Raw genomic sequence first — 25,815 nt, forward strand, 5'->3', positions numbered from 1 at the left:
AGGCTAACGTTTCTGGGCAATAAACGCATCTAAAAGCGGAACATCGGCGGGTGCCAGGGGGTAACGGTAAGCCTCCTCTGGTGCCAGCCAGACCACTGCGGAATGACAATGCAATGCTAGCTTGCCGCTGAAACTCTCAACGAGCCAGGCATGCAATCTGATGGTCTGTTTATCTGAATCCCATTGATTGGTGGCGATATATCGGGTCACTGATGCCTCAATATTTAACTCTTCGGTCAGTTCACGTATCAGCGCCTGAGGTTGGTTCTCTCCCGCCTCGACTTTCCCTCCAGGAAACTCCCACAAACCGGCCTGATCACGGCATGAGTCCCGCTGAGCCAGCAGAATCTTACCATTTTGTTCAATAATGGCGGCGACAACATCAATCATTTTTTGTTTATCCAGCTTTGGTCGCGTATTTGCCAGTGGTAGGCCTGTGTTGCCAGGACTACCACTGACGTTATCAGAGTTCGAATTCAGACCATACTGGTGCGTGGTCTGAGGGCTTTTCCATGCCGCGAATCGCATAATCAATTCCTGTCGCAACGCAGCGGGCAGCCAGTGGCTGACTTGCCAACAATAAATCTATACGCAGGCCTCTATTCTCATCAAAACCACGGGAGCGATAATCAAACCACGAAAATTGATTGTTACACTCAGGATTAGCTGCACGGAATGTATCAACCAGCCCCCAGTTTTGTAAACGCTCCAGCCAGGCACGCTCTTCAGGCAGAAATGAACACTTACCTGTGCGCAGCCAACGTTTACGGCTCTCTTCACCAATACCAATATCCAGGTCAGTTGGACTAATATTTAAATCCCCCATAATCAGTACCTGAGCATCTGCTGAAAGTTGTTGTTCCAGATATTGTTGTAAGTCAGCGTAAAAACGCTCTTTTGCTGGGAATTTTATGGGGTGATCACGGCTTTCTCCTTGGGGGAAATAGCCATTAATAACAGTGAGAGGACCATTTGGCGTTGCAATATCAGCCATTATAATACGACGTTGAGCATCTTCTTCATCAGTAGGGAAGCCACGACGAACAGCCAATGGTTCATTTTTGGTTAACAGCGCCACACCATAATGACCTTTTTGCCCATGATAAAAAACGTGGTAACCATGCTGACTGACATCCTCAAGGGGAAACATATCATCATGTACTTTCGTTTCCTGAAGGCCGATAACCTCTGGTTGATGTTGCTCGATTATCGCCGCTAGTTGATGTGGTCGAGCACGTAGGCCATTGATATTAAAAGAGACAAACTTCATGGTTAGCACCGTTTATTCGATAAAAATGATTTCAGATATTAGCAGATACTGAATAAAAATGTAACGCACGGGTAAAGAATAAAGAAATTAGATAATATCGGTTGATAACGAAAGTGAAATAAAATAATACCAATGAATTTGGCTAGTAATTCTATTTGCCATTTATAGTTATTAAAATTTAAGTTTCCATTCAGATGTCTATTTATTCTTTAAATTAATCATCTGGAGGTGGCCACTATTAAAATATAACACGAACGGTGTTTTTGTATTTATAAATATTAATTATAAATTCAAGTTATATATTTTTTGTGAATGTAGCGCAGGGTTATTAGGGGATAACCACCTTGAAAGTTAAAGGGTGAAAATATCGTTTTTTTATTCTTTGTAATGGAGTTATTAATTTTAGCTACCAGAGTCATCCCATTCCAGCTACGTATGTTAACTGATTTTGTAACGGGGTGGATAAAAAATAGTTATTAAATATCATAGAACTACGAATGGTTGTCTGTTAGAAATATGTGTAATGTTGAGATGCTAATAGACAGAGTCTTACAGTTTTTTCGTAAAAAAACGACATCAAAGTATTAATTTCTACGCAGTAATAAATTTTTATAATTTACCTTTCAATTATTTTAAATGCAATTTATATAATAAACTTATTTAATGTTGAATGTTATCTACAGCTAGCCTTGTGCATGTTGACATGCCTGTCATTTTTTCTGATAAATTTTTACGCAAAGGATTAGTGAATTATGTTTCTATCTCGAAAGCTAGAGGCTTTTATGGCCGTAGTCGAAAATGGCTCGCTGAGTAAGGCCGCAAGGGTGATGAACAGGACTACACCTCCGGTAGCAAAGTCGATCAAAGACTTTGAAAATATAATAGGGAAAAAGCTTTTTAAAAGAGAGAAATTTGGTATGAGTTTAACAAGGGATGGTGAGATTTTATATAATGATCTAAAAGATTTATATCAGCAAGAAAAAGAAATCACAAAAAAACACCTTACTGGACACGTATCGAATGTCATCAATATTTACTACGACTGGGGGAAAAGTGAGAACTTGACGAAACTCTATCGGGAGGCAGAGAAGAATAACATTCAAGCTAATATAATTAAATTTTACTATGAAAATATTGATGAAATTGGAGACTATGATGGAAATTCACTTATCCTGTCATCAGAAAAAATCTCTAGCGAAAGATTTACGTTGTTAAACGAAGTGCCAGACAGTGGTTTCGGTATCTATGGACGCAAAGATATAATAAATGAAAGTCAAGATATTATAAATATTCTCCACAAAAATGTTTGGTTGTGCAACCCGACACTATATAGAAGTGACTTTGTTAAGAATCTTGAAGAATCAGTTAAAAAACAACATGATAAGGTTAGTGTCAGACAGGTGGATAATCTGGCTTGTTGCCTAAACTTTATTTACTCTGGTCGCTATATATGTATTACAGATTCAATAATGGATGATTTTAATGGTGATTCTAAACTGGATTTTATAAATTTAGCCAGTTTTGAAAGTGAGAATAAATTATATTTTTATAAATCACGCTCACATTCAAGTGTATTAAATAGACTTATTGAGTACATTCATACGATGGTATAAAACTATCTAGACTATTAGCCGGTTGTCTCGCTATGCTCGGCGCGAACCTTGTCGAAGGTTCTTACCTTCCCCGATGGCAATATCTTTGATTTTTATTGTTTTTATTGGGTTGAAATAACTCCAGGAGATGGTGGTGGGGAAGGATTATTCGTCACTGCGTTCCTCACCCTTCGGGCCGCCGCTGCGCGTCGTTGTCTCGCTACGCTCGGCGCGAACCTTGTCGAAGGTTCTTACCTTCCCCGATGGCAATATCTTTGATTTTTATTGTTTTTATTGGGTTGGAATAACTCTAGGAGATGGTGGTGGGGGAAGGATTCGAACCTTCGAAGTCGATGACGGCAGATTTACAGTCTGCTCCCTTTGGCCGCTCGGGAACCCCACCACTGAATTTGTGGTTTTTATTACTAAGATACTTGGCCGTATCTGTGATGCAACCTTGTCGAAGGTTCTTACCTTCCCTTTAGTGCTTATCTCGATTTATTAATCTGCAAATAAGTTTAAAGTTCAAGGTAAAAATGGTGGTGGGGGAAGGATTATTCGTCACTTCGTTCCTCACCCTTCGGGCCGCCGCTGTGCGTCGTTGTCTCGCTACGCTCGGCGCGAACCTTGTCGAAGGTTCTTACCTTCCCCTTAAGTGCTTATCTCGATTTATTAATCTGCGAATAAGTTTAAAGTTCAAGGTAAAAATGGTGGTGGGGGAAGGATTCGAACCTTCGAAGTCGATGACGGCAGATTTACAGTCTGCTCCCTTTGGCCGCTCGGGAACCCCACCACTGGCCTAACTGCTTATCAATACTGTCTTGGTAAGCGGGGCGCATCATATCAAATGAAGCGCCCCTGTAAAGACTTGAAATGAAAAAAATAAGTTGTTCGGTGCTTTTTTGTTCTTGACGATGTTTATCTGGGCAAAAAACATCTGTTTATTGCGCGCTTACAGGATAACGGTGCGGTTACCGTAAACAAAAACACGTTGTGCTAAAACACGATACAGAGCACGGCTCAGAACGTTTTTTTCCACATCTCGCCCGGCTCGCATCATATCTTCTGCCGTGTACGAATGATCGACGTGAATAACATCTTGCATGATGATTGGGCCTTCATCCAGGCTATCGTTTACATAGTGAGCCGTGGCACCAATAATTTTCACCCCCCGCTCATAAGCCTGGTGATAAGGGCGAGCACCGATAAATGCAGGCAAGAATGAGTGGTGGATATTAATAATCTGGTAAGGGAAGCGTTGAACAAAGGCTGGTGTTAGCACGCGCATATATTTGGCCAGAACCACGTAGTCTGGTTGGTATTGTTCAATTTGCTCAATCAGACGTTGATCATGTTGATCACGAGTCAAACCTTCGTGGCTGATGAGATGGAAAGGGATATCAAAGCGCTCCACCAGATTCTGTAGTGCATCATGATTGCCAATCACCGCCGCAATTTCAACATCCAAACCACCATAGGCACTCTTCATTAATAAGTCGCCGAGGCAATGTGCTTCTTTGGTGACCATAATAACAATACGGCGACGCCCTGCGGTATGTAATTCGCGATTGGTGCCTTCGGGTAAAGCATCATCTAAGTCTGCCAGCAGGGTAGTATCGTTAAAAATACCTTCAAGCTCTGTACGCATGAAAAAGCGGCCAGTCAGATGATCAACAAATTCATTATTCTGCACGATATTCAACTGGTGCTTGTAACAAATATTGGTAATTTTTGCGATTAAGCCTTTAGCGTCAGGGCATATAGTGCGTAACACTTTCTTTTGTACATTCTGGTGTGGCATAAGGTGGTAAATCCTGTCTTAACAGTACTTGATGTTATGTAAATGTTTGATGCTACGGTCAGTAATGAAACGATTTTACTGTTAATGCCCGCAACATTTCTTATATTTTTTCCCTGAACCGCAAGGACAGATATCATTTCTACCCACCGACGGCCGGACTCCGTCGATATAGTACCAGTGTTCTTTTATTCGAAGGAAGCGGGAACGTTCATGCATTGTGCTTATCTGCATATTATTTGGATCAGTAAAGCGGGCAATGAACTCAACAAAGGCTTCGTCATCATGACTGCCAGTAGTTTCTGCAATAACTGTTAATCCGTGCCATACAGTATTGGTGAAGCTTTGAATTATTCCATCTCGCCATTCTTGTGCCTTGCAGTCTGGATGCCAGGTTTTAATCAGATAGTCCGCATCCTTTTTTACATAGGCGCTGTAGCGTGAGCGCATCAGTATTACAGGTTTGGCCGCAACTTGCGTGTTAAGGATATAAGGCGCACAGCATCGTTGATATTCAAAGCTGCTGCCACATGGGCACTGTTCTGACAAAATTTCTCCGAAAAACCAATAATGCCATCTTATCTGCGAATGAATGGTCAGCAACAGAAGAGGGCGGGCAATCAAATAGGGGCAAATAGGGCCTTATCTTACCTAATCACGTGATGAGGTTCAAAGTTGATAATTTTGCGCAGGATAGGGGGTGAACTTAAGTTTTGTGATGTTGCTCACAAAAATAGTTGACCGGCGTTTCATTATGGAGTAATTTAATAACTGTGATGTGTATCACATAAAAATAATGATGTTTACAGGAGCAACCCATGAAACTGATCAATAAAGTTATCGCTATGTTCGAAAAAATGAGTGTCTCATTTGGTACTATTAACGGTTAATTATTTCCTAAATAATCCGTAAGAATTCATAATATTCTGAGAAAGGTCGAGTTATAGTTAATAACACTATAGCCCACGAGAGCTAACGGTGAAATGACAGCATGTAATGCGATTATCTATTTAGTGAATCTTATATTACTAGATAATATTAAATCTTTTAATTTGTCTTAACTCCGAATATTTACTCTGAATAGCCACTACTATAGTGGCTATTTTGCTGTGTTATGTCGAGTGTCAAAGCAATAAAGTCAAAATAGCAACGGTTACTGAATGAACTGAATGCTACCTCTCTGTTTTATCTTTTACTGAGTGACAACTAGCCACTGTTTTTACCATATAGAAGCTAAGTGGGTCGTATTGATAACAACCAAATTCAGACGTAAATTCAAAGCCTAATCGCTGGTACAGTTTTACTGCTTCAGGTTGATGAATCCCTGTCTCCAAATAAACATATTTTAAATTCAAAGAGATAGATTTTTCGAGCAGTGCTGTAACTAGCATTGACGCAATGCCATGACCTCGGCAGTCAGGGATGACAAAAACGCGCTTAATCTCAGGATAGGTACTTTCAGGTTGGAAAAGAATGGCGCATCCCACAGCGCGACCTTGTCGTGTTGCAATATAAACGAATGTTTTTTTCTGAGCCATACTCGCAATCGACTCTGTATGATTGCTTTCAGCCGGATAGAGTGCTTCTTGATACGCATCTAATTGAGCAATTAATGCAATAAGATCTGGATTAAATAGATCGGTTTGGCATATTTCAATATTCACAGTATATCCTTCAACTTATAGCCTATATCTTAGTAATGAAATGTAAACTATTTGTATCAATTTACCAGAAGGATAAATGTTAACTATAGTTCAATCAGTAGGGTTATAGCACTGGCGAGTAAATATGGATTTTTCCTCTGAGTGAACGCTAAGTTGTAGCCTGCTAGCGTTAAGAGTCAAGCGGCAGTGTCGATAACAAAAACCAGAGTCTGATTTATTTAGTTGAGCGGTAAAGTGCCAAATTGATCGAAAATGGACGAAATAAAAATGAGAAAAATTAAGATTGGACTGGCACTTGGCGCGGGTGCCGCGAAGGGATGGGCACATATCGGGGTCATTAATGCGCTAGAGAGAATGGGCGTCAAAGTTGATATTGTTGCCGGTTGTTCGGTTGGTGCCTTGGTTGGTGCAGCGTATGCCAGTGATCACATGAATGTGATGGAGCGCTGGGTTCGCTCGTTTAAATATTGGGATGTTATTCGACTGATGGATTTCTCCTGGCGTCGTGGCGGATTACTGCGGGGTGAGCGGGTTTTTAATGCTGTAAACCAAATAATTGAAGTGCAGGACATTGCTGAATGTAAATTGCCCTTTGGGTCTGTTGTAACCAACTTAACGACGGGCCGTGAGTTATGGCTTACTGAGGGGGATATTAAACAGGCAATTAGGGCTTCATGCAGCATGCCTGGATTGCTTTCTCCTGTCCGCTTCGGTAGCTATTGGTTGGTTGATGGTGCAGTAGTCAATCCTGTTCCTATTTCTTTGGCAAGAGCAATGGGCGCTGACATCGTGATTGCCGTTGATTTGCAACATGATGCACATCTGATTCGGCAAGATCTGTTTTCCTCACAATCATCTCCTGAAGGTAACCCCCCGCAGATGCCAGCAAGTTGGCATCTGCGCTTAAAAGCACGAATAACCAATATGTCAGGTAATCCAACGATGGCCGTTCCCAGCGCCATGGAAATAATGTCTACCTCAATACAGGTATTGGAGAACAGACTAAAACGTAATCGTATGGCAGGAGATCCTCCCGATGTGTTGATCCAGCCCTACTGCCCACAAATATCAATGCTGGATTTCCATCGGGCGGATGAAGCGATTGCCGCTGGACAATTGGCTGTGGAGAAAAATATAGAGCAGTTACGTCCTTTGGTAAGGGGCTGATGAGTAACAAATGTGTGTGAGTAAAGTAGTACGTAACAATTTCAGACAAGCACAAACAGTCATTTTGGGCCACTATTACGTTTAAGGTTAGCAAGAGAAGCAGTGCATGGAAAAACCATTAGCAGGTAAAAATATTTTAGTCGTCGAGGACGAAACGGTCTTCCGTACGGTAATCACTGAGTTTCTAAGGGCACTCGGCGCGGCAGTCCAGCAGGCAGAAAATGGCCTGGAGGCGTTAGAGCAGATTAAGGTCCAATCACCTGACCTGATACTCTGCGATCTCGCTATGCCTAAGATGGGAGGGATCGAGTTTGTTGAGCGTTTACTCATACAAGGAGTAAAGATCCCTATTTTAGTTATATCGGCTACTGATAAGATGGCTGACATTGCTAAAGTCATGCGTATGGGCGTGAAAGACGTACTGTTGAAACCGATCGTGGATTTAAATCGGCTACGTGAAGCGGTGCTGGCATGCCTTTATCCCATACTGTTTACCTCTCATGCAATTGAAGAGACAGAACTTATCCAGGATTGGGATGCATTACGTAAGAATCCTCATGATGCAGCGCAGTTACTTAAGCAATTGCAACCACCGGCACAGCAAACCATTGCACACTGTCGGGTAAATTACCGGCAGTTAACGATGGTTGAGAAACCGGGATTAGTCCTTGATATCGCTGCATTGTCAGATAAGGACCTGGCATTTTATTGTCTGGATGTCACCCGCGCCGGGGATAACGGAATTTTAGCCGCACTATTATTACGCGTGTTATTTAACGGGATTCTTCAAGAACATTTGGCACACCAACAACAGCGTTTGCCGCAGATGTCAACGTTACTTAAACAAGTTAACCAGCTACTAAGACGTACTCATTTGGATGGGCAGTTTCCTTTGCTCGTTGGTTATTATCATGTGGAATATAAAAATTTAATTCTGGTTTCGGCAGGTCTTCACGCGAATGTTAGTGCGGGTAAAAATCAGATTCAACTTAGTAATGGTGTGCCTTTAGGTACGTTAAAAACCGCACATTTAAATCAAATTAGTCAGCGTTGTGAAGCATGGCAATGCCAGGTATGGGGAGGAGGGAGTCGATTGAGGTTGATGCTTTCAGCCGATGAATAGTTTATATTTTGAAAGTATTACTCAATAAATAGTTCACGTAATTTATGTATCTTGCTCACTTATTCACTGCTATGGCCCGCCAAGTCTCAATGGTTCTATAACGAATCTACGAAATAAACCTCATTTGTTTCAATCAATGAGTATGCCCGAGATGTAAGAAATATCGGTTGATATACTTTCCTCCTTACTTGTGGCTGAAAATTTTCAGTCAACTTTTATTATTCGCTGGCAATAAGGTTGGCTACCTCAGGCTAAATTAAGGTTAGGTCCTGATAATGGTCGGCAGTGTGTCTCTTATCGAATTCCAACTTGAGGATTGATTGAATGAAAGTGACGGTTTTTGGTATCGGTTATGTAGGACTGGTTCAGGCAGCAGTACTTGCCGAAGTTGGTCATGATGTCCTGTGTATAGATATCGATGCAAACAAAGTTTCCGACCTGCAAAAAGGCCGTGTCGCTATTTTTGAACCAGGATTAGCGCCATTGGTAAAAGAAAACTATGACGAGGGCCGGCTTCGATTTTCAACAGATGCCGAAGCCGGTGTTGCTCATAGTACGATTCAGTTTATTGCGGTTGGTACTCCTCCTGATGAGGATGGTGCGGCTGACCTTAAATATGTGTTAGACGTTGCCAGCACTATTGCGAAATATATGGATGCGCCTAAAGTTATTATCGATAAATCAACTGTGCCAGTGGGTACCGCGGATCAAGTGCAGCAAAGGATTAAAGCGATTTTACAGCAACGCGGACAAGATATAGCTTTCAATGTGGTATCGAACCCTGAATTCTTAAAAGAAGGCGCTGCTGTTGCTGACTGTAAGCGGCCTGAGCGTATCGTTATCGGAATTGATACTGATGATAATGGTGTGATTGATTTAATTAGCGAACTATACGAGCCATTCAACAGAAATCATGACCGCATGTTAATTATGGATGTCCGCAGTGCAGAACTGACCAAATATGCAGCAAACGGTATGTTGGCGACAAAAATCAGTTTCATGAATGAGATCGCTAATATTGCAGAGCGGCTCGGTGCAGATATCGAAAAAGTACGCCAAGGTATTGGCTCAGATTCACGCATTGGCTACCATTTTATTTATTCTGGTTGTGGTTATGGTGGTTCCTGTTTTCCAAAAGATATCCAAGCATTAATTCGTACCGCAGAAAATTGTGGCTATCAGCCACAACTGTTGCGTGCAGTGGAGAGAATCAATAACGAACAAAAGTGTAAGTTAACTGAATTTATTCAATACCATTTTGATTCGCAGCTTGCAGGGAAAACATTTGCACTCTGGGGATTAGCATTCAAACCCAATACAGATGATATGCGAGAGGCCCCCAGTCGGATTTTGATGGAGGCTTTATGGCGTGCTGGCGCTATTATTCAAGCTTATGATCCAGAGGCAATGGATGAAGCTCAGCGCATTTATGGTGCAAGGGATGACCTAAAGTTAATGGGGACAAAAGAATCAGCGCTACAAGGGGCGGATGCTCTGATTATTTGTACTGAGTGGCAGAATTTTAGAGCACCTGATTTTGATATGATCAAGCTCCGATTAAAACAGCCGGTTATCTTTGATGGGCGTAATTTGTACGATCCAGAACGGTTAAATAGTCGAGGTTTTACCTATTATGGGATTGGTCGGGGTACATCGATTAATCGAGCGTAATAAGTACTAAAGATGATTTTATGTGTTGGGTACAAAACTTAATTAGTTTCTGTTTTGTGCTCAATCTTCATGCCGTAGGGCGGGGGTGACACAACTCTTTCACTCCAAGATTCTCATATATCACAATATTATGGGAAATTTAGTCAGTTATATCGATTATTGTATTGTTATAAATTAGCAGAGCATTCTTATAGCTTTACAAGCACAGTGATAACTAAGGGGTATTTATCGAATGCGATATGTTTAGGTTAGGTGCTCCTTGGCAATTGTATGTTAATTCAACAGCCGCATTGATAAGGATTTCAACTATGATTGCAGGGCAAGGAGGAGGTGAAAAAATACCCCCCGTATAATAGGAGGGTACTTTTATCATAATAGTAAATTAACTAATACTATTACAGCAGGAAATCATCCAGTGATTTACCTTCGTCTTCAATGGCTTTCTTAATCACTGCTGGAGTACGGCCTTGGCCTGTCCAGGTTTTAGTTTCGCCATTCTCGTCTACATACTTATATTTAGCTGGGCGTGCAGCACGCTTAGCTTTAGTTGTAGCTTTAGTTGCACTCATAGTTTGCAGCAGTTCATTTGGATCAATACCGTCTGCAATAAGCATTTCACGGTATTGGCTCAATTTACGTGTGCGTTCTTCAATTTCAGCTTGTACTTGAGAATCTTCTTCGCGGCGTTCGTTAACGACCACTTCAAGCTTCTCCAGCATTTCTTCTAAAGTTTCAAGAGTGCATTCACGCGCTTGTGCACGCAGAGTACGGATGTTGTTAAGAATCTTTAACGCTTCGCTCATTGTCCTGGTCTCAAATTATAATTGGTGGGGGGGCGTCTGGATAATAATAGAGTGCTATTTTAATTTCTGCAATAGCCAATTTGATTAGCATCCTCGAATTTACGTATTTTATTAGCGAAAAGTTGCTGCTTGCTACTAATAAGCGATGGCGGTTTGTTATTCTCCGTAGTGTTTTTAACGTAAAAGTTCATTTTGCTCGCTAATGACCCTACGCGAAAACATGATTTTCTCACTAAGTTATAAGTTTGCTTTATATCAATAAAGCAAAAATAGACGACTTATCGTGCTAGCGTGTGCAATAACTGATCATGCAAAAAGTGCGATATTGATATAGCTGCGATGAAAGGTTGAGTAAGGTAAAAAAAGCATGCTGTATTGGATTTATCAGGTTCTGACAATATTTGTTATCACTATTTTACCAATTAACCATGGTAATACATTACTTGTATCATTAATGAACCAATCGCGGTACATCCTATCCAACCCTATTGCTATCCCACGCACCTAATCTGGTTAATGTTCAAGCAGCATACGTTCGCTGTATCAATATTGTGAGATTGGTCATGTAATGTACCTAATAATAGCAAGGTGCTTCAAATGAAAGTGTCGGCAGCTACATTAACGCTACCATTACTTAATATAGAAAACAGTAATATAGAGAAGTAGTCTGCTCCTCGTAAAGTCTGAATTTATGATAAACTTGGTACTCGTTGTCATTGTGACCATTTATTATACCACTGGAGTTACGGGCCCATGGCTCAACTTTATTTTTATTACTCTGCGATGAATGCAGGGAAATCCACCGCGCTGTTGCAGTCTTCTTATAACTACCAAGAGCGGGGCATGCGTACCTTGGTGTTTACAGCAGAGATAGATAATCGCTTTGGTGTCGGGACTGTCAGTTCGCGTATTGGCCTGTCCTCGCAGGCACTGCTTTATAATAGTGGAACTTCACTATTATCCATTATTGCCACTGAGCATCAGGAAAAGCCCGTTCATTGTATTTTGCTAGATGAATGCCAATTTTTGACCAAAGAGCAAGTTCAGCAATTGTGTCAGGTGGTGGATGAACTGCATATCCCGGTATTGTGTTACGGTTTGCGTACCGATTTTCTCGGTGAACTATTTCCCGGTAGCAAATACTTGTTGTCGTGGGCTGACAAATTGGTTGAACTGAAAACAATTTGTCATTGTGGCCGCAAAGCAAACATGGTGCTGCGGTTAGACGAACAGGGCAGAGCTGTGCATGACGGCGAACAAGTCGTTATTGGTGGCAACGAAAGCTACGTTTCTGTTTGTCGCCGCCATTATAAAGAGGCGATTAAAGCGGCTTCTCTCCAAAATCCTTCCTAGATACTCATTGTCCACCAAGGATGCCTCACGGGATTTCTTATTGAAGCTGTGGGGTAACTAACCTTTTGCTGAGTTTACGTCATATGAAGCCATACAGCTTTATCCATCGTATTTATGCGGGGTGAAAAGCCTTGGTTTAACGCTATATCCTGGACTGGGTCATTATTTTGGTTTTATCGCCACATTTTCTACAATCTTACAAAATTAATAAAAGACACGATGTTGATCCTAATGTCTCCTTAACCCATAGTCGATTCGGGGGATGACGTTATAACGCATTAGCTTGGGTATAGCAGGGGTTGGTGGCGATGTGGCGAGCCGTATTGAGATTAGTCAGGGGGATTAGATGCGTGGTCCGTAGGAGCGGACTATGGCGATTTGAGCGGTTATATACCAAATGTTTTTAAATGTGCTTATAAAAAGAAACCCCCAACAGCAATGGCAATTGGGGGCTATATCTTCTGTTGTGTAACCCCCAGCTATAAATGGGGGTTACACATTAAGATTACTATTATTTCTTGGCTTTCTTTTCAGCTTTTGGTGCCGGAGCTGCTGTAACAGCAACTTCTTCACGGTCAAGTTCTTCGCTAAATTCGCGGCCGTAATAAGTATCCATCAAAATCTGTTTCAACTCAGAGATCAGCGGGTAACGTGGGTTAGCACCGGTACACTGGTCATCAAACGCATCTTCAGACAGTTTGTCTACTTTAGCTAAGAAATCAGCTTCTTGAACGCCAGCTTCACGAATTGATGCTGGGATACCCAACTCTGCTTTGATTTCATCTAACCAAGTCAGCAGTTTCTGAATTTTCTGTGCAGTACGGTCGCCCGGAGCACTCAGACCCAGATGATCTGCAACTTCAGCATAACGACGGCGCGCTTGTGGGCGGTCATATTGGCTGAAAGCAGTCTGCTTAGTTGGGTTGTCATTCGCGTTATAGCGAATAACGTTAGAAATCAACATGGCGTTGGCTAAGCCATGCGGGATATGGAACTCAGAACCCAGTTTATGGGCCATTGAGTGGCAGACACCCAAGAAGGCGTTAGCAAAAGCGATACCCGCGATGGTTGCGGCATTATGCACACGCTCACGAGCCACTGGGTTTTTAGCACCTTCATTGTAGCTGGCTGGCAGGAATTCTTTCAGCAGTTTCAGCGCTTGCAGAGCCTGGCCGTCAGAATATTCATTCGCCAATACAGAAACATAAGCTTCCAGAGCATGAGTTACTGCGTCCAGACCACCGAAGGCACATAAAGACTTAGGCATATTCATAACCAGGTTGGCATCAACGATTGCCATGTCTGGAGTCAATGCGTAGTCAGCCAATGGATATTTCTGGCCTGTGGCATCGTCGGTAACTACCGCAAATGGCGTCACTTCTGAACCGGTACCTGATGTGGTGGTTACCGCGATCATTTTCGCTTTCACACCCATTTTCGGGAACTTGTAAATACGTTTACGGATATCCATAAAGCGTAATGCCAATTCTTCGAAGTGGGTTTCAGGGTGCTCGTACATGACCCACATAATTTTGGCAGCATCCATCGGTGAACCACCACCCAGCGCAATGATCACGTCTGGTTTGAAGGAGTTCATCTGCTCGGCACCTTTGCGCACGATGCTCAGGGTAGGGTCCGCTTCTACTTCGAAGAAGACTTCAGTCTCGATACCGTGAGATTTCAGCACGCTGGTGATTTGATCGGCATAACCGTTGTTGAACAGATAGCGGTCAGTCACGATGAAGGCACGTTTTGCACCGTCAGTTGCCACTTCTTCCAACGCGATAGGCAGAGAGCCGCGACGGAAGTAAATAGATTTCGGTAGTTTATGCCACAACATGTTTTCTGCTCGCTTAGCCACAGTTTTCTTGTTGATCAAGTGTTTCGGCCCAACGTTTTCAGAGATGGAGTTACCACCCCATGAACCACAACCTAGCGTCAGAGATGGCGCCACTTTGAAGTTGTACAGGTCACCGATACCACCATGAGAGGCAGGGGTGTTGATTAGAATTCGGGCGGTTTTCATTTTATCGCCGAAATACTTAACGCGTGCAGGTTGGTTATCCTGGTCGGTATACAGGCAAGATGTATGGCCGATACCCCCCATTTCTACCAGTTTTTCCGCTTTATCAACTGCGTCTTCAAAACTCTTCGCACGATACATCGCTAAAGTAGGCGACAGTTTTTCGTGAGCAAATGGTTCTGACTCGTCAACAACCTTAACTTCACCGATAAGAATTTTGGTGTTGCTAGGAACTTTAATGCCAGCCATTTCAGCAATTTTAGTTGCTGGCTGACCAACGATAGCGGCGTTCAAACCGCCATTTTTCAGGATGATATCCTGAACTGCTTTCAGCTCTTTACCTTGTAACAGGTAGCCACCATGGGAAGAGAAGCGCTCGCGAACTGCGTCGTAAGCTGAATCAACCACGATGATAGATTGTTCAGAGGCACAAATCACACCATTATCAAAGGTTTTTGACATCAAGATAGATGCAACAACACGTTTAATATCAGCGGTTTCGTCAACCACAACAGGAGTGTTACCCGCACCAACACCGATAGCCGGTTTACCTGAGCTGTAAGCTGCTTTAACCATGCCTGGGCCACCGGTTGCCAGAATCAGGTTAATGTCAGGGTGGTGCATCAGTTGGTTAGACAACTCAACTGTTGGCGCATCAATCCAACCAATAATATCTGCTGGCGCACCTGCGGCAATAGCGGCTTGAAGCACGATATCTGCAGCTTTATTGGTTGCGTCTTTAGCACGTGGATGTGGAGAGAATACGATACCGTTACGCGTTTTAAGGCTAATTAATGCCTTGAAGATAGCGGTAGAAGTCGGGTTAGTTGTTGGTACGATACCGCAGATTAAACCAATAGGTTCAGCGATAGTAATTGTACCGAAGGTTTTATCTTCTTCTAAAATGCCACAAGTTTTTTCATCTTTGTAGGCATTGTAGATGTATTCAGAAGCAAAGTGATTCTTGATCACTTTATCTTCAACAATACCCATACCTGATTCCTCTACCGCCAGTTTGGCCAGGGGAATACGGGCATCCGCTGCAGCCAGAGCTGCGGCACGGAAGATTTTATCAACCTGCTCTTGAGTAAAGTTGGCATACTCGCGCTGGGCTTTCTTGACGCGTGCTACTAGCTCGTTAAGTTCAGCGACATTCGTTACAGCCATAATGCTCTCCTGATAATGTTAAACTCTTTTAGTAAATGAGCTGTTGAAGCAACTAGTATAGTCAGGCTCTAGTATGCCGTAAGGTCAAATAGAGCTAGTTTTATAGCTTACTTTGCCATTTTTTACCGCTGATTTACTGAAAGAGCTTTTGTTCCACTAAGAATAAGATGAGGGGGAAAATATCATTTTCAACCTTTATACTCTGTTTCTTAGTGAACTTACTCTCTACCACTGCTCAGAGCTTAACTATTCTTAGGTATGTTTTTCGTGATTTAAATCACAAAATCGTCAAGCTGACACCATTCAGCAATTATTTGTTGAGAGTAATTATCATTAACATGAATAAATTGATAATTCATGACGTTAAAGCTTCATTAACACCACAGGGCATTAACAAGAGTTATCATTTTAGACGGTAAAAATTTACCTTGTATAAATGCTGTTTTATTACATAGATTCCTATGACTAATTCCATTACATTAGCGCGCACATCTGTAGAAGAGCGCCCTAAGGGTGATTTTTAGTGAAAAGAACTGTGGTCAGAGGCTTGAATAATGCAGGTGCCATTCTGCATGGTAGCGACATTATTTTTGTCGCGAATTTTCCAGGCACGGGCCATAAGGTGTGTTGTCTTGGGGCATTAAATTATAATGGCCTGTTATCTGTGACGTTTTTATCAGCTATTGCGCGGAGTGATGTGTGAGTCAATCATTGTTGGACCTTTCAGGTTACATCAAGTTTTTTGTTGGCTTATTTGCACTGGTAAACCCGGTAGGTATATTGCCGGTATTTATCAGTATGACCAGCTATCAGGCAGCGGCTGGGCGGGATAAAACTAACCTGACAGCTAATCTGTCAGTGGCGATTATCTTGTGGATATCCTTGTTCTTGGGGGATGCCATTCTGAAAATTTTTGGTATTTCCATCGACTCATTCCGTATTGCCGGTGGGATTCTGGTCGTTAGCATTGCGATGTCGATGATCAGCGGCAAACTCGGTGAGGATAAGCAGAACAAGCAGGAAAAAACCGAAACGGCGGTCCGTGAAAGTATCGGTGTTGTGCCACTCGCATTGCCACTGATGGCAGGGCCAGGTGCCATCAGTTCAACCATTGTTTGGAGTTCCCGCTATCACAGCTGGCAGAATTTGTTAGGCTTGACGGTGGCTGTGGCCTTGTTTGCGTTCTGTTGCTGGTTGCTATTCCGGGCGGCTCCGCTGCTGGTTCGGCTGTTAGGGCAAACCGGTATAAACGTTATAACGCGTATTATGGGGTTATTGCTGATGGCATTAGGCATCGAGTTTATTGTCACCGGTATCAAAGCGATTTTCCCCGGATTACTTTAATCTATCCCCATATCCCACGGTATGTAGGTCACCGGTATTATTACGGGTGACCTTTGCTGTTTTTCAGCCTGATATTTAAATATCTAAGCATTAATTTAGTGCAGAATATGTATGTAATTTAATCTATTGCACTTAAATGCTGCAATAATGCTATCTCTATAAAGATAATTTGGCTTAAGGCTTATTTACTCATCTTTAATAAATCATTCAGTGACCCTCAGAGTAAACTAAATACGCTATTTGTTGTTAAAATGCTCACATCATTCTGTAGGGCTTGTGCGGAATTTATCTAGGTGTTATTAGTGATTACGCTGTAATCAGTAGGTGTTTATTCTGGCATTAGTGCTAATGTTAACTTTATGTTTCTAGAACGGCTTTTTTGACATTTTTTTTGCCGTGAATTTAAATTTTAAATGATTTTTTTTGAGTTAAATCATAGAGATGATAATTTCTTAGGCGGCTAATTAAGATAGGTAATATCGTTAGTTACTCTATAGAAAAGAGAATTGCTTAACATTTCTGTAAAATTTATTGGCGTCAGATTTCGGGTTCTGTTAGTTTTCGGGCAACTTCCCGACAAGAGATTTCTTGTTTTTTAATGAAACTAAACCGAATTTTGATTTTTGGAATAGTTATTGCTAGTCGTTGTGGGCAGCAGATTGACGTAAACCTTGAGAAAAACATCACAAAATCTCGTAAAAGGGCGGTTTGAAATGCAAATAAAGTTTAAGCAACCACCACTGGCAATAATTGGCGCTATTCTGGGTTTGTCATTTTCGGCGGTATCAATGGCGGCGGCAGTTCCGGCCAGTGTGGCATTAGCGATAGATCAGAGTATTACCATTAATAATGGTTCCGAGGTTGCCTCATTAGATCCACATAAGGTTGAAGGCATTCCTGAAACCAATATTATTCTGAATTTATTAGAAGGTCTGGTGAGCAATGATGCTAATGGGCATATAATTCCGGCAGTTGCCACGCGCTGGGATAATGACGGTTATAAAGTCTGGACCTTCCATTTGCGAGATAACGCGGTGTGGAGTGATGGAACTCCGGTCACTGCTCAGGATTTTGTCTATAGTTGGCAGCGTTTGGCTAGCCCTAAAGTGGGTTCACCTTATGCCAGTTATTTGCAGTATGCTCAAATTGAGAATGTTGACGAGGTATTGAAAGGGACCAAAAAACCGGATGAATTAGGTGTTAAGGCATTAGATAGCAAAACCTTGCAAGTGACGCTAACGGAGCCGGTTCCTTATTTTATCAGCATGTTATCTCACACCTCGATGAAGCCGGTTAAGCGTGAGGCTGTTGAAAAGTATGGTGATAAATGGACTCTACCACAAAATTTTATCGGTAATGGCGCTTTTCAGTTAAAAGAATGGGTGGTTAATGAGCGGATTGTGCTGGCGCGTAGCCCGACTTACTGGAATAACAACGAAACGGTCATCAATAAGGCCACTTTTTTACCGATAACGTCAGAAGTCAGTGATATTAATCGCTATCGCAGCGGTGAAATCGATATGACTAACAGTGCCATTCCCCCAAATTTATTTGCCAAAATGAAAAAGGATCTGCCATCGCAGGTTCATATCAGCCCATACCTCTGTACTTTCTATTACGAAATTAATAATAAAAAAGCACCATTCACTGACGTCAGAGTGAGAACGGCAATTAAATTAACGCTGGATCGCGACATTATTGCGACTAAAATTATGGGGCAAGGGCAGATCCCTGCCTATGGCTTTACCCCGACATTTACGGCGGGGGGGAATTTCGCATTGCCAGAATGGGCCAACTGGACTCAAGAACAACGCAATGCGGAGGCGAAAAGAGTGCTTGCCGAGGCCGGTTTCAATGCCCAAAATCCATTAAAGTTTACGTTGCTTTATAACACCTCAGATCAAAATAAGCAGCAGGCGATTGCCGCTGCCTCTATGTGGCAGAAAAACCTGGGTGCCACCGTTACCTTGCAGAATCAAGAATGGAAAACCTCTCTAGAAAGTCGCCATCAAGGGCAATTTGATGTTGCCAGGGCGACATGGTGTGGTGACTACAATGAGCCGACTGCTTTTCTGAATATGCTGCTATCGGATAGCAGCAATAATACTTTCTTCTATAAAAATCCAGCATTCGACGCGCTGTTGGCTAAAACGCTAACGACCTCGAGTGTCGAGGCGCGCGCTGCTTTATATCAACAGGCAGAGAACTTATTGGATAAAGATTCTGCAATGGTGCCGGTCTATTATCGAGTCAGTGTTCGACTTATTCGGCCGACTGTCGGCGGATTTACCGGTAAAGACCCACAAGATTTAGTCGATTTAAAAAATCTTTATATGCGTAAGTTGTAGTAAAAATTAAGTAATAAAAGTTTATCGCAGCAAAACAGACTTATATGTCAATTGTTCACAAGCGAAAATCGTGGTGGCATGACAGCAAATAAGAGACAGACAAGGTAATAGGGATGTATAGCACAGTACCGATTTTAGTCTGATGCTAATACATATAGGGCATTACATGGCCGGGTTCGTTCCCCGCGCAATGTGATTTAAAGATACCTTTTAAAGGTGAAGCTTGCTCAGTCTCTGAGCGACGCAATAATAAAATCTGGAGTAGATATCAGCATGACCAACATCACAAAGAAAACTTTCCTGGCCGCAGGTATCGCTGCTGCTATGGGTATGATGGCTGTGGGAACTGCCTTTGCCGCCAATGTGCCGGCAGGTGTACAACTGGCCGAGAAACAGGTTTTAGTTCGCAATAATGGTTCCGAACCTCAGTCACTGGATCCGCATAAAATTGAAGGTGTGCCTGAATCCAATATTTCGCGCGATTTATTGGAAGGGTTGGTTATTAACGATCCAAACGGCAAGATTCTGCCTGGTGTCGCTGAAAGTTGGGATAACAAAGACTTTAAAGTTTGGACTTTCCATCTGCGTAAAGATGCTAAATGGTCAAATGGTGACCCTGTAACAGCACATGATTTCGTTTATAGCTGGCAACGTCTGGCGGACCCTAAAACAGTTTCTCCGTATGCGAGTTATGTACAATATGCCCATATCGCGAATATCGACGATATTATTACCGGCAAAAAATCACCTGATACCTTGGGTGTAAAAGCGTTAGATGACCATACTTTGGAAGTCACGTTGACCGAACCTGTTCCTTATTTAGATAAACTGTTAGCTCATCCATCCATGTCCCCAGTTAATAAAACTGTGGTTGAGAAGTTTGGTGAGAAGTGGACTCAGCCACAGAATTTTGTCGGTAATGGTGCCTATAAGTTAAAAGATTGGACCGTTAACGAACGTATTGTGTTAGAACGCAGCCCAACCTATTGGGATAATGCGAAAACAGTTATCAATCAGGTTACTTACCTGCCAATCTCTTCTGAAGTGACTGATGTTAACCGCTACCGCAGCGGCGAGATCGACATGACCTATAACAACATGCCGATTGAATTATTCCAGAAACTGAAAAAAGAGATCCCACAAGAAGTTCATGTTGACCCGTATCTGTGTACCTATTATTACGAAATCAATAACCAAAAAGCGCCATTCACCGATGCACGCGTTCGTGAAGCACTGAAACTGGGTATGGATCGCGATATCATCGTGAACAAAGTGAAAAACCAAGGTGATTTACCTGCCTATGGCTTTACGCCTCCGTACACCAGCGGCGCAGAATTGACCCCACCAGAATGGTTTGGCTGGACCCAGGAAAAACGTAATGAAGTGGCTAAGAAGTTGCTGGCTGAAGCTGGCTACACACAAGATAAGCCACTGAAATTTAACCTGTTGTATAACACCTCTGATCTACACAAGAAATTGGCTATTGCGGCAGCATCTATTTGGAAGAAAAATCTGGGGGTTGACGTTAAGCTGGAAAATCAGGAATGGAAAACCTTCCTTGATACCCGCCATCAAGGCACTTTCGATGTCGCGCGTGCTGGTTGGTGTGCTGACTATAACGAACCGTCGTCATTCCTGAACATGATGCTATCTGACAGCAGCAATAACACGGTGCATTATAAGAGCCCAGCCTTTGATAAGTTGATCCAAGATACGCTGAAAGTAAAATCTGAAAAAGAGCGTGCCGGTTTGTATCAACAAGCTGAGGTATTGCTGGATAAAGATTCTGCTATTGTGCCGTTGTTCTACTATGTGAATGCCCGCTTAGTGAAACCTTATGTCGGTGGATATACCGGTAAAGACCCACTGGATAATATGCACGTTAAAGATCTTTATATTATCAAGCACTAATATATTAAGGGCAGCCGCTGAATTAGCGTGCTGCCCTTATTGCGTTGATAATATAAAGTCGCAGTAAGAGGCTAAAGGTACAGGCAATGTTAAAATTTATTCTACGCCGCTGTCTGGAAGCGATTCCGACACTTTTTATTTTGATAACCATTTCATTTTTTATGATGCGTCTCGCCCCAGGGAGTCCGTTTACTGGCGAGCGTAATCTTCCTCCTGAAGTCATGGCCAATATTGAGGCAAAATATCACCTCAACGACCCAGTTTATAAACAGTATTTCAACTACTTGGGTCAACTTGCGCATGGCGATCTTGGGCCTTCGTTTAAATATAAAGATTACACTGTGAACGATCTGGTGTCTGCATCGTTTCCCGTCTCTGCGAAGCTTGGTTTTGCAGCATTTTTACTCGCAGTAGTATTAGGGGTTAGTGCTGGGGTCATTGCGGCACTGAATCAAAATACCAAATGGGATTATACGGTAATGGGCTTTGCCATGACTGGGGTGGTCATCCCGAGTTTTGTGGTCGCCCCCTTATTGGTGTTGGTTTTTGCCATTATATTGAAATGGTTACCGGGTGGTGGTTGGAATGGCGGAGCGCCGAAGTTTATCATTTTGCCGATGGTCGCGCTGTCATTGGCTTATATCGCCAGCATTGCGCGTATTACCCGAGGCTCAATGATTGAGGTTCTTCACTCTAACTTTATCCGTACGGCGCGGGCGAAGGGATTACCACTGCGGACCATCGTATTACGCCATGCATTAAAACCGGCGTTGTTGCCTGTTTTATCCTATATGGGGCCTGCGTTTGTAGGGATTATCACCGGTTCGATGGTTATTGAAACCATCTTTGGTTTGCCGGGCATTGGTCAGTTGTTTGTCAACGGAGCGTTAAACCGCGATTACTCTTTGGTGCTGAGTTTGACCATTTTAGTCGGCGCTTTGACTATTTTATTCAATGCGATTGTTGACGTGCTGTATGCCGTTATCGATCCTAAAATCCGTTACTAGCACTGGAGCACGCCAATTATGTTGAGCAATAAAAATAGCGAAGCTCTGGAAGTTTTCAGTGAAAAACTGGAAGTTGAAGGGCGCAGCCTTTGGCAGGATGCCCGCCGTCGTTTTGTTCATAACCGCGCGGCGATCACCAGTTTGGTGATCCTAATGTTAATTACCCTATTTGTTATTTTGGCGCCGATGTTAGCGCAGTTTACTTATTCGGACACGGACTGGGGCATGATGTCAGCCGCCCCGAATATTGAGTCCGGGCACTACTTTGGTACTGACTCTTCTGGTCGGGATCTGTTGGTTCGTGTTGCTATTGGTGGTCGGATCTCATTGATGGTGGGGGTGGCTGCGGCGTTGGTTGCTGTGGTTGTCGGCACCTTGTATGGCTCTTTATCGGGCTATCTCGGCGGGAAAGTCGATTCACTGATGATGCGCCTGTTGGAGATTCTTAACTCATTCCCCTTCATGTTCTTCGTTATTCTGTTAGTGACCTTCTTTGGCCAGAATATTCTATTGATATTTGTGGCGATTGGCATGGTGTCCTGGCTGGATATGGCGCGTATTGTCCGTGGACAAACATTAAGTTTGAAACGGAAAGAGTTTATTGAGGCCGCATTGGTGGGCGGTGTTTCCACACGTAATATCGTATTGCGCCATATCGTTCCGAACGTGTTGGGTGTGGTGGTGGTGTACGCTTCTTTACTGGTTCCCAGTATGATTTTGTTTGAATCTTTCCTGAGTTTCCTTGGCTTAGGCACTCAAGAACCCTTGAGTAGTTGGGGCGCATTGCTAAGTGATGGCGCCAACTCCATGGAAGTGTCGCCATGGTTGCTGATGTTCCCTGCCGGTTTTCTGGTAGTGACCTTGTTCTGTTTCAACTTTATCGGCGATGGCTTGCGTGATGCCCTCGATCCGAAAGATCGCTGAGGAGTAGCACTATGACGACTATTGATAATCGGTCTGCTGTTCAGCAATCGGCATTGTTGGAAAAAAATAGATTGTTGGAACAAAATAGACAGTTGGAACAAAATATCCTGCTGGATGTAAAAGATTTAACCGTGACTTTTGGTACGCCAGATGGTGATGTAACGGCAGTTAACGCCCTTAATTTTGATCTGCGTGCGGGTGAAACATTAGGCATTGTAGGTGAGTCTGGCTCAGGGAAATCGCAAACAGCTTTTGCTTTGATGGGGTTGCTGGCCAGTAATGGCCGGATAGGGGGGTCAGCAAAGTTTAATGGCCGCGAAATCTTAAATCTGCCGGAAAAACAGTTAAACCGTTTGCGGGCTGAGGAAATCTCGATGATATTCCAAGACCCAATGACCTCGTTGAATCCTTATATGCGTGTTGGTGAGCAGCTAATGGAAGTGCTGCAACTGCATAAAAAGATGAGTAAAAGCGAAGCATTTGAAGAGTCAATTCGCATGCTTGATGCGGTAAAAATGCCAGAAGCACGTAAGCGCATGCGCATGTATCCCCATGAGTTCTCTGGTGGTATGCGTCAGCGGGTAATGATTGCAATGGCGCTGTTGTGCCGCCCTAAATTATTGATTGCCGATGAGCCAACAACGGCACTTGATGTCACCGTTCAAGCACAAATCATGACGTTGCTGAATGAGCTAAAGCATGAATTCAATACCGCGATTATCATGATCACCCATGACCTTGGCGTCGTTGCCGGAATCTGCAATAAAGTTCTGGTGATGTATGCAGGGCGGACGATGGAGTATGGTCAGGCCCGCGATGTGTTTTATCACCCAAGTCACCCTTATTCTATTGGTCTACTGAATGCGGTTCCTCGTCTTGATGCTGAAGGCGAATCTCTCATGACGATACCGGGTAATCCGCCGAATTTATTGCGCTTGCCGAAAGGTTGCCCATTCCAACCGCGTTGCCAATATGCCATGGATCGCTGTGGTGTGGCCCCGCCATTGGAGCATTTTGGTGATGGCCGTTTACGTGCCTGTTATAAGCCAGTAGGGGAACTAGTATGAATGCCATGACTGAGAAGAAAGTATTGCTAGAAGTGGCTGATCTAAAAGTCCATTTTGATATTCAGGATGGCAAACAATGGTTCTGGCAGCCATCAAAAACACTAAAAGCCGTTGATGGCGTAACATTGCGCTTGTATGAAGGCGAAACCTTAGGTGTGGTTGGCGAATCTGGCTGTGGCAAATCAACATTCGCCCGTGCCATTATTGGTTTGGTGAAAGCGACCAGTGGCAGTGTTTCATGGTTAGGTAAAGATTTGCTGAGCCTGAGTGATGCACAATGGCGCGCGACCCGTAGTGATATTCAGATGATATTCCAGGATCCACTGGCTTCATTAAACCCGCGAATGACCATCGGTGAAATCATCGCTGAGCCGCTGCGAACTTATCATCCCAAAATGTCGCGTCAAGAAATCAAAGATAAAGTTAAAGCAATGATGCTTAAGGTTGGCTTGTTGCCTAACTTAATCAACCGATATCCCCATGAATTTTCGGGGGGGCAGTGTCAACGTATTGGTATTGCTCGTGCATTGATTCTTGAACCGAAGCTGGTTATCTGTGATGAACCGGTCTCTGCTCTTGATGTGTCAATTCAGGCGCAAGTGGTGAACCTGTTGCAGCAATTACAGCGCGAAATGGGCTTGTCACTAATATTCATCGCCCATGATTTAGCTGTGGTGAAGCATATTTCTGATCGGGTTCTGGTGATGTATTTAGGCCACGCAGTGGAGCTTGGGACCTACGATGAGGTTTATCATAATCCACAACATCCCTATACCAAGGCGCTCATGTCGGCGGTACCTATCCCTGATCCTGACAAAGAAAGGGCGAAAGTAATTCAGCTACTGGAGGGGGAACTGCCCTCACCGATTAATCCGCCATCAGGCTGTGTATTTCGCACTCGTTGTCCGATTGCCGGGCCGGAGTGTGCGAAAACCCGCCCACTGTTAGAGGGCAGCTTCCGCCACGCGGTATCTTGTCTGAAAGTCGATCCGCTATAACATTCTGATAGTGATTGTCCAAAAGCAAAACCCCCGTCAGAGAAATGACGGGGGTTGTTATGATTACGGTATTAGCAGCCATGGGGGAAGGGACGTGTAACGATCACTCTTTCCACAAAATATGGCAAAGTTTATGGTCTTTTTCGCGGCACAGAAGAACTCGCGCAAATACATCATTAATCTCTTCACCATCACTATCAGCAAGGCCAATAACAACTTCGGCGAAAAAATCAGGGTTTAAATCAAAATCGACATGTTCTTGCCAATCTTCGGCTGGATCAAATAACTCCGCACCGCCACGCACTTCAAACTGAAGGTTAAACAATAAAATATCTGCCGGATCGAGATTGTCCCCCGCCAGCTCCAGAAAGATATCGTAAGCCTGCTCCAGTGTTTCATCTTCAGTCAGGCGGTTATTGAGATCCATTAAGCTTGGCTCTTGTCTATTCTGGTCCATTTGCCGATTCCCATTTGTTATTTGCAGATTGCGCTCATTAAAACATTCTCTATGCCGCTTTTACAATTATTATGCTATCTGAAGTCAATAACTCAGAGAATCTACAATAGGTTTACCACCAGCCGCCT

The 25,815-nt window shown here is 43.2% G+C and carries 20 protein-coding genes, 2 tRNA genes and 2 other RNA genes; 12 read left to right on the plus strand and 12 right to left on the minus strand.

What is annotated here, in order from left to right; genetic code table 11:
• Window positions 1-3: 3 nt before the first annotated feature.
• Both Q2T71_RS09860 and xthA read right to left on the minus strand, forming a co-directional pair.
• Window positions 4-390: a pyrimidine (deoxy)nucleoside triphosphate diphosphatase gene (locus Q2T71_RS09860; RefSeq protein WP_372558952.1), complete on the minus strand. Its 387-nt coding sequence runs from the start codon at window positions 388-390 to the stop codon at window positions 4-6.
• 73 nt (window positions 391-463) lie between these two features.
• Window positions 464-1,270: an exodeoxyribonuclease III gene (gene xthA / locus Q2T71_RS09865; protein WP_372558953.1), complete on the minus strand. Its 807-nt coding sequence runs from the start codon at window positions 1,268-1,270 to the stop codon at window positions 464-466.
• 752 nt (window positions 1,271-2,022) lie between these two features.
• Here xthA and Q2T71_RS09870 point away from each other — a divergent pair.
• Window positions 2,023-2,883 (plus strand): LysR family transcriptional regulator, encoded by an 861-nt coding sequence (locus Q2T71_RS09870; protein ID WP_083158958.1) that lies wholly within the window; start codon window positions 2,023-2,025, stop codon window positions 2,881-2,883.
• 128 nt (window positions 2,884-3,011) lie between these two features.
• On the opposite strand, the gene Q2T71_RS09875 is transcribed toward Q2T71_RS09870, so the two are convergent.
• The 7 genes from Q2T71_RS09875 to Q2T71_RS09905 all read right to left on the minus strand — a co-directional run bounded on the left by Q2T71_RS09875 (window position 3,012) and on the right by Q2T71_RS09905 (window position 6,324).
• Window positions 3,012-3,137: non-coding RNA, RtT sRNA (locus Q2T71_RS09875), on the minus strand.
• A 43-nt stretch (window positions 3,138-3,180) separates the two neighbouring features.
• Window positions 3,181-3,265, minus strand: a tRNA-Tyr gene (locus Q2T71_RS09880).
• A gap of 134 nt (window positions 3,266-3,399) precedes the next feature.
• Window positions 3,400-3,526, minus strand: a non-coding RNA gene (locus Q2T71_RS09885) — RtT sRNA.
• A 44-nt stretch (window positions 3,527-3,570) separates the two neighbouring features.
• Window positions 3,571-3,655 (minus strand) — tRNA-Tyr (locus Q2T71_RS09890).
• Window positions 3,656-3,814: 159 nt separating this feature from the next.
• Window positions 3,815-4,663, minus strand: coding sequence for a formyltetrahydrofolate deformylase (gene purU / locus Q2T71_RS09895; RefSeq protein ID WP_025378136.1), 849 nt, complete (start codon window positions 4,661-4,663; stop codon window positions 3,815-3,817).
• Between the two features lie 81 nt (window positions 4,664-4,744).
• The gene (locus Q2T71_RS09900) at window positions 4,745-5,209 is read right to left on the minus strand and encodes a YchJ family protein (RefSeq protein WP_083158956.1); all 465 of its coding nucleotides are present in this window, start codon (window positions 5,207-5,209) and stop codon (window positions 4,745-4,747) included.
• A 623-nt stretch (window positions 5,210-5,832) separates the two neighbouring features.
• Window positions 5,833-6,324, minus strand: a complete 492-nt coding sequence (locus Q2T71_RS09905; RefSeq protein WP_372558954.1) for a GNAT family N-acetyltransferase — start codon at window positions 6,322-6,324, stop codon at window positions 5,833-5,835.
• 267 nt (window positions 6,325-6,591) lie between these two features.
• Between Q2T71_RS09905 and rssA the strand changes: the two genes are divergently transcribed.
• The 3 genes from rssA (at window position 6,592) to Q2T71_RS09920 (ending at window position 10,285) form a co-directional block, all read left to right on the plus strand.
• Window positions 6,592-7,491: a patatin-like phospholipase RssA gene (rssA, locus tag Q2T71_RS09910; RefSeq protein ID WP_372558955.1), complete on the plus strand. Its 900-nt coding sequence runs from the start codon at window positions 6,592-6,594 to the stop codon at window positions 7,489-7,491.
• A gap of 106 nt (window positions 7,492-7,597) precedes the next feature.
• Entirely contained in the window at window positions 7,598-8,614 is a 1,017-nt protein-coding gene (gene rssB / locus Q2T71_RS09915) for a two-component system response regulator RssB (protein ID WP_372558956.1), read from the plus strand.
• A gap of 324 nt (window positions 8,615-8,938) precedes the next feature.
• Entirely contained in the window at window positions 8,939-10,285 is a 1,347-nt protein-coding gene (locus tag Q2T71_RS09920) for a UDP-glucose/GDP-mannose dehydrogenase family protein (RefSeq protein WP_083158952.1), read from the plus strand.
• A 395-nt stretch (window positions 10,286-10,680) separates the two neighbouring features.
• Here Q2T71_RS09920 and hns read toward each other — a convergent pair whose 3' ends face one another.
• Window positions 10,681-11,088, minus strand: a complete 408-nt coding sequence (gene hns, locus Q2T71_RS09925; protein WP_083158951.1) for a histone-like nucleoid-structuring protein H-NS — start codon at window positions 11,086-11,088, stop codon at window positions 10,681-10,683.
• A gap of 753 nt (window positions 11,089-11,841) precedes the next feature.
• Here hns and Q2T71_RS09930 point away from each other — a divergent pair.
• Window positions 11,842-12,441: a thymidine kinase gene (locus Q2T71_RS09930; RefSeq protein ID WP_372558957.1), complete on the plus strand. Its 600-nt coding sequence runs from the start codon at window positions 11,842-11,844 to the stop codon at window positions 12,439-12,441.
• A gap of 511 nt (window positions 12,442-12,952) precedes the next feature.
• Here Q2T71_RS09930 and adhE read toward each other — a convergent pair.
• Window positions 12,953-15,631: a bifunctional acetaldehyde-CoA/alcohol dehydrogenase gene (gene adhE / locus Q2T71_RS09935; RefSeq protein WP_372558958.1), complete on the minus strand. Its 2,679-nt coding sequence runs from the start codon at window positions 15,629-15,631 to the stop codon at window positions 12,953-12,955.
• 699 nt (window positions 15,632-16,330) lie between these two features.
• On the opposite strand from adhE, the gene Q2T71_RS09940 reads away from it, so the two are divergent.
• The 7 genes from Q2T71_RS09940 to oppF all read left to right on the plus strand — a co-directional run bounded on the left by Q2T71_RS09940 (window position 16,331) and on the right by oppF (window position 25,230).
• Window positions 16,331-16,975: a YchE family NAAT transporter gene (locus Q2T71_RS09940; RefSeq protein ID WP_050101351.1), complete on the plus strand. Its 645-nt coding sequence runs from the start codon at window positions 16,331-16,333 to the stop codon at window positions 16,973-16,975.
• Between the two features lie 713 nt (window positions 16,976-17,688).
• The gene (locus tag Q2T71_RS09945; RefSeq protein WP_372558959.1) at window positions 17,689-19,323 is read left to right on the plus strand and encodes an ABC transporter substrate-binding protein; all 1,635 of its coding nucleotides are present in this window, start codon (window positions 17,689-17,691) and stop codon (window positions 19,321-19,323) included.
• A gap of 273 nt (window positions 19,324-19,596) precedes the next feature.
• A complete protein-coding gene (oppA, locus tag Q2T71_RS09950) occupies window positions 19,597-21,234 on the plus strand; it encodes an oligopeptide ABC transporter substrate-binding protein OppA (protein ID WP_372558960.1) in 1,638 nt (545 codons plus the stop codon).
• Window positions 21,235-21,320: 86 nt separating this feature from the next.
• Window positions 21,321-22,241, plus strand: coding sequence for an oligopeptide ABC transporter permease OppB (gene oppB, locus Q2T71_RS09955; RefSeq protein ID WP_083158944.1), 921 nt, complete (start codon window positions 21,321-21,323; stop codon window positions 22,239-22,241).
• A gap of 15 nt (window positions 22,242-22,256) precedes the next feature.
• Window positions 22,257-23,165: an oligopeptide ABC transporter permease OppC gene (oppC, locus tag Q2T71_RS09960; protein WP_083158943.1), complete on the plus strand. Its 909-nt coding sequence runs from the start codon at window positions 22,257-22,259 to the stop codon at window positions 23,163-23,165.
• 11 nt (window positions 23,166-23,176) lie between these two features.
• On the plus strand, window positions 23,177-24,232 hold the full coding sequence (locus Q2T71_RS09965) for an ABC transporter ATP-binding protein (protein WP_372558961.1): 1,056 nt from the start codon (window positions 23,177-23,179) through the stop codon (window positions 24,230-24,232).
• Window positions 24,229-25,230 carry a murein tripeptide/oligopeptide ABC transporter ATP binding protein OppF gene (gene oppF / locus Q2T71_RS09970; RefSeq protein WP_372558962.1) on the plus strand — a complete coding sequence of 334 codons (1,002 nt, stop codon included), beginning with the start codon at window positions 24,229-24,231 and terminating at the stop codon, window positions 25,228-25,230. The genes Q2T71_RS09965 and oppF overlap by 4 nt, the downstream gene beginning before the upstream one ends.
• Window positions 25,231-25,333: 103 nt before the next feature.
• On the opposite strand, the gene Q2T71_RS09975 is transcribed toward oppF, so the two are convergent.
• Window positions 25,334-25,657, minus strand: a complete 324-nt coding sequence (locus Q2T71_RS09975; protein ID WP_372559898.1) for an HI1450 family dsDNA-mimic protein — start codon at window positions 25,655-25,657, stop codon at window positions 25,334-25,336.
• Window positions 25,658-25,815: the final 158 nt, after the last annotated feature.

The sequence above is a fragment of the Yersinia sp. 1652 StPb PI genome (assembly GCF_041538345.1).
Lineage (GTDB): Bacteria > Pseudomonadota > Gammaproteobacteria > Enterobacterales > Enterobacteriaceae > Yersinia > Yersinia enterocolitica_E.

Excerpts from the sequence above, each read along its gene's own strand:
- Q2T71_RS09870 (WP_083158958.1), top strand. The coding sequence starts at position 2,023 with ATGTTTCTATCTCGAAAGCTAGAGGCTTTTATGGCCGTAGTCGAAAAT.
- Q2T71_RS09945 (WP_372558959.1), top strand. The coding sequence starts at position 17,689 with ATGCAAATAAAGTTTAAGCAACCACCACTGGCAATAATTGGCGCTATT.
- Q2T71_RS09930 (WP_372558957.1), top strand. The coding sequence starts at position 11,842 with ATGGCTCAACTTTATTTTTATTACTCTGCGATGAATGCAGGGAAATCC.
- oppF (WP_372558962.1), top strand. The coding sequence starts at position 24,229 with ATGAATGCCATGACTGAGAAGAAAGTATTGCTAGAAGTGGCTGATCTA.
- xthA (WP_372558953.1), bottom strand. The coding sequence starts at position 1,270 with ATGAAGTTTGTCTCTTTTAATATCAATGGCCTACGTGCTCGACCACAT.
- adhE (WP_372558958.1), bottom strand. The coding sequence starts at position 15,631 with ATGGCTGTAACGAATGTCGCTGAACTTAACGAGCTAGTAGCACGCGTC.
- Q2T71_RS09975 (WP_372559898.1), bottom strand. The coding sequence starts at position 25,657 with ATGGATCTCAATAACCGCCTGACTGAAGATGAAACACTGGAGCAGGCT.
- Q2T71_RS09920 (WP_083158952.1), top strand. The coding sequence starts at position 8,939 with ATGAAAGTGACGGTTTTTGGTATCGGTTATGTAGGACTGGTTCAGGCA.
- hns (WP_083158951.1), bottom strand. The coding sequence starts at position 11,088 with ATGAGCGAAGCGTTAAAGATTCTTAACAACATCCGTACTCTGCGTGCA.
- purU (WP_025378136.1), bottom strand. The coding sequence starts at position 4,663 with ATGCCACACCAGAATGTACAAAAGAAAGTGTTACGCACTATATGCCCT.
- oppB (WP_083158944.1), top strand. The coding sequence starts at position 21,321 with ATGTTAAAATTTATTCTACGCCGCTGTCTGGAAGCGATTCCGACACTT.
- Q2T71_RS09860 (WP_372558952.1), bottom strand. The coding sequence starts at position 390 with ATGATTGATGTTGTCGCCGCCATTATTGAACAAAATGGTAAGATTCTG.
- oppA (WP_372558960.1), top strand. The coding sequence starts at position 19,597 with ATGACCAACATCACAAAGAAAACTTTCCTGGCCGCAGGTATCGCTGCT.
- rssB (WP_372558956.1), top strand. The coding sequence starts at position 7,598 with ATGGAAAAACCATTAGCAGGTAAAAATATTTTAGTCGTCGAGGACGAA.
- Q2T71_RS09965 (WP_372558961.1), top strand. The coding sequence starts at position 23,177 with ATGACGACTATTGATAATCGGTCTGCTGTTCAGCAATCGGCATTGTTG.
- rssA (WP_372558955.1), top strand. The coding sequence starts at position 6,592 with ATGAGAAAAATTAAGATTGGACTGGCACTTGGCGCGGGTGCCGCGAAG.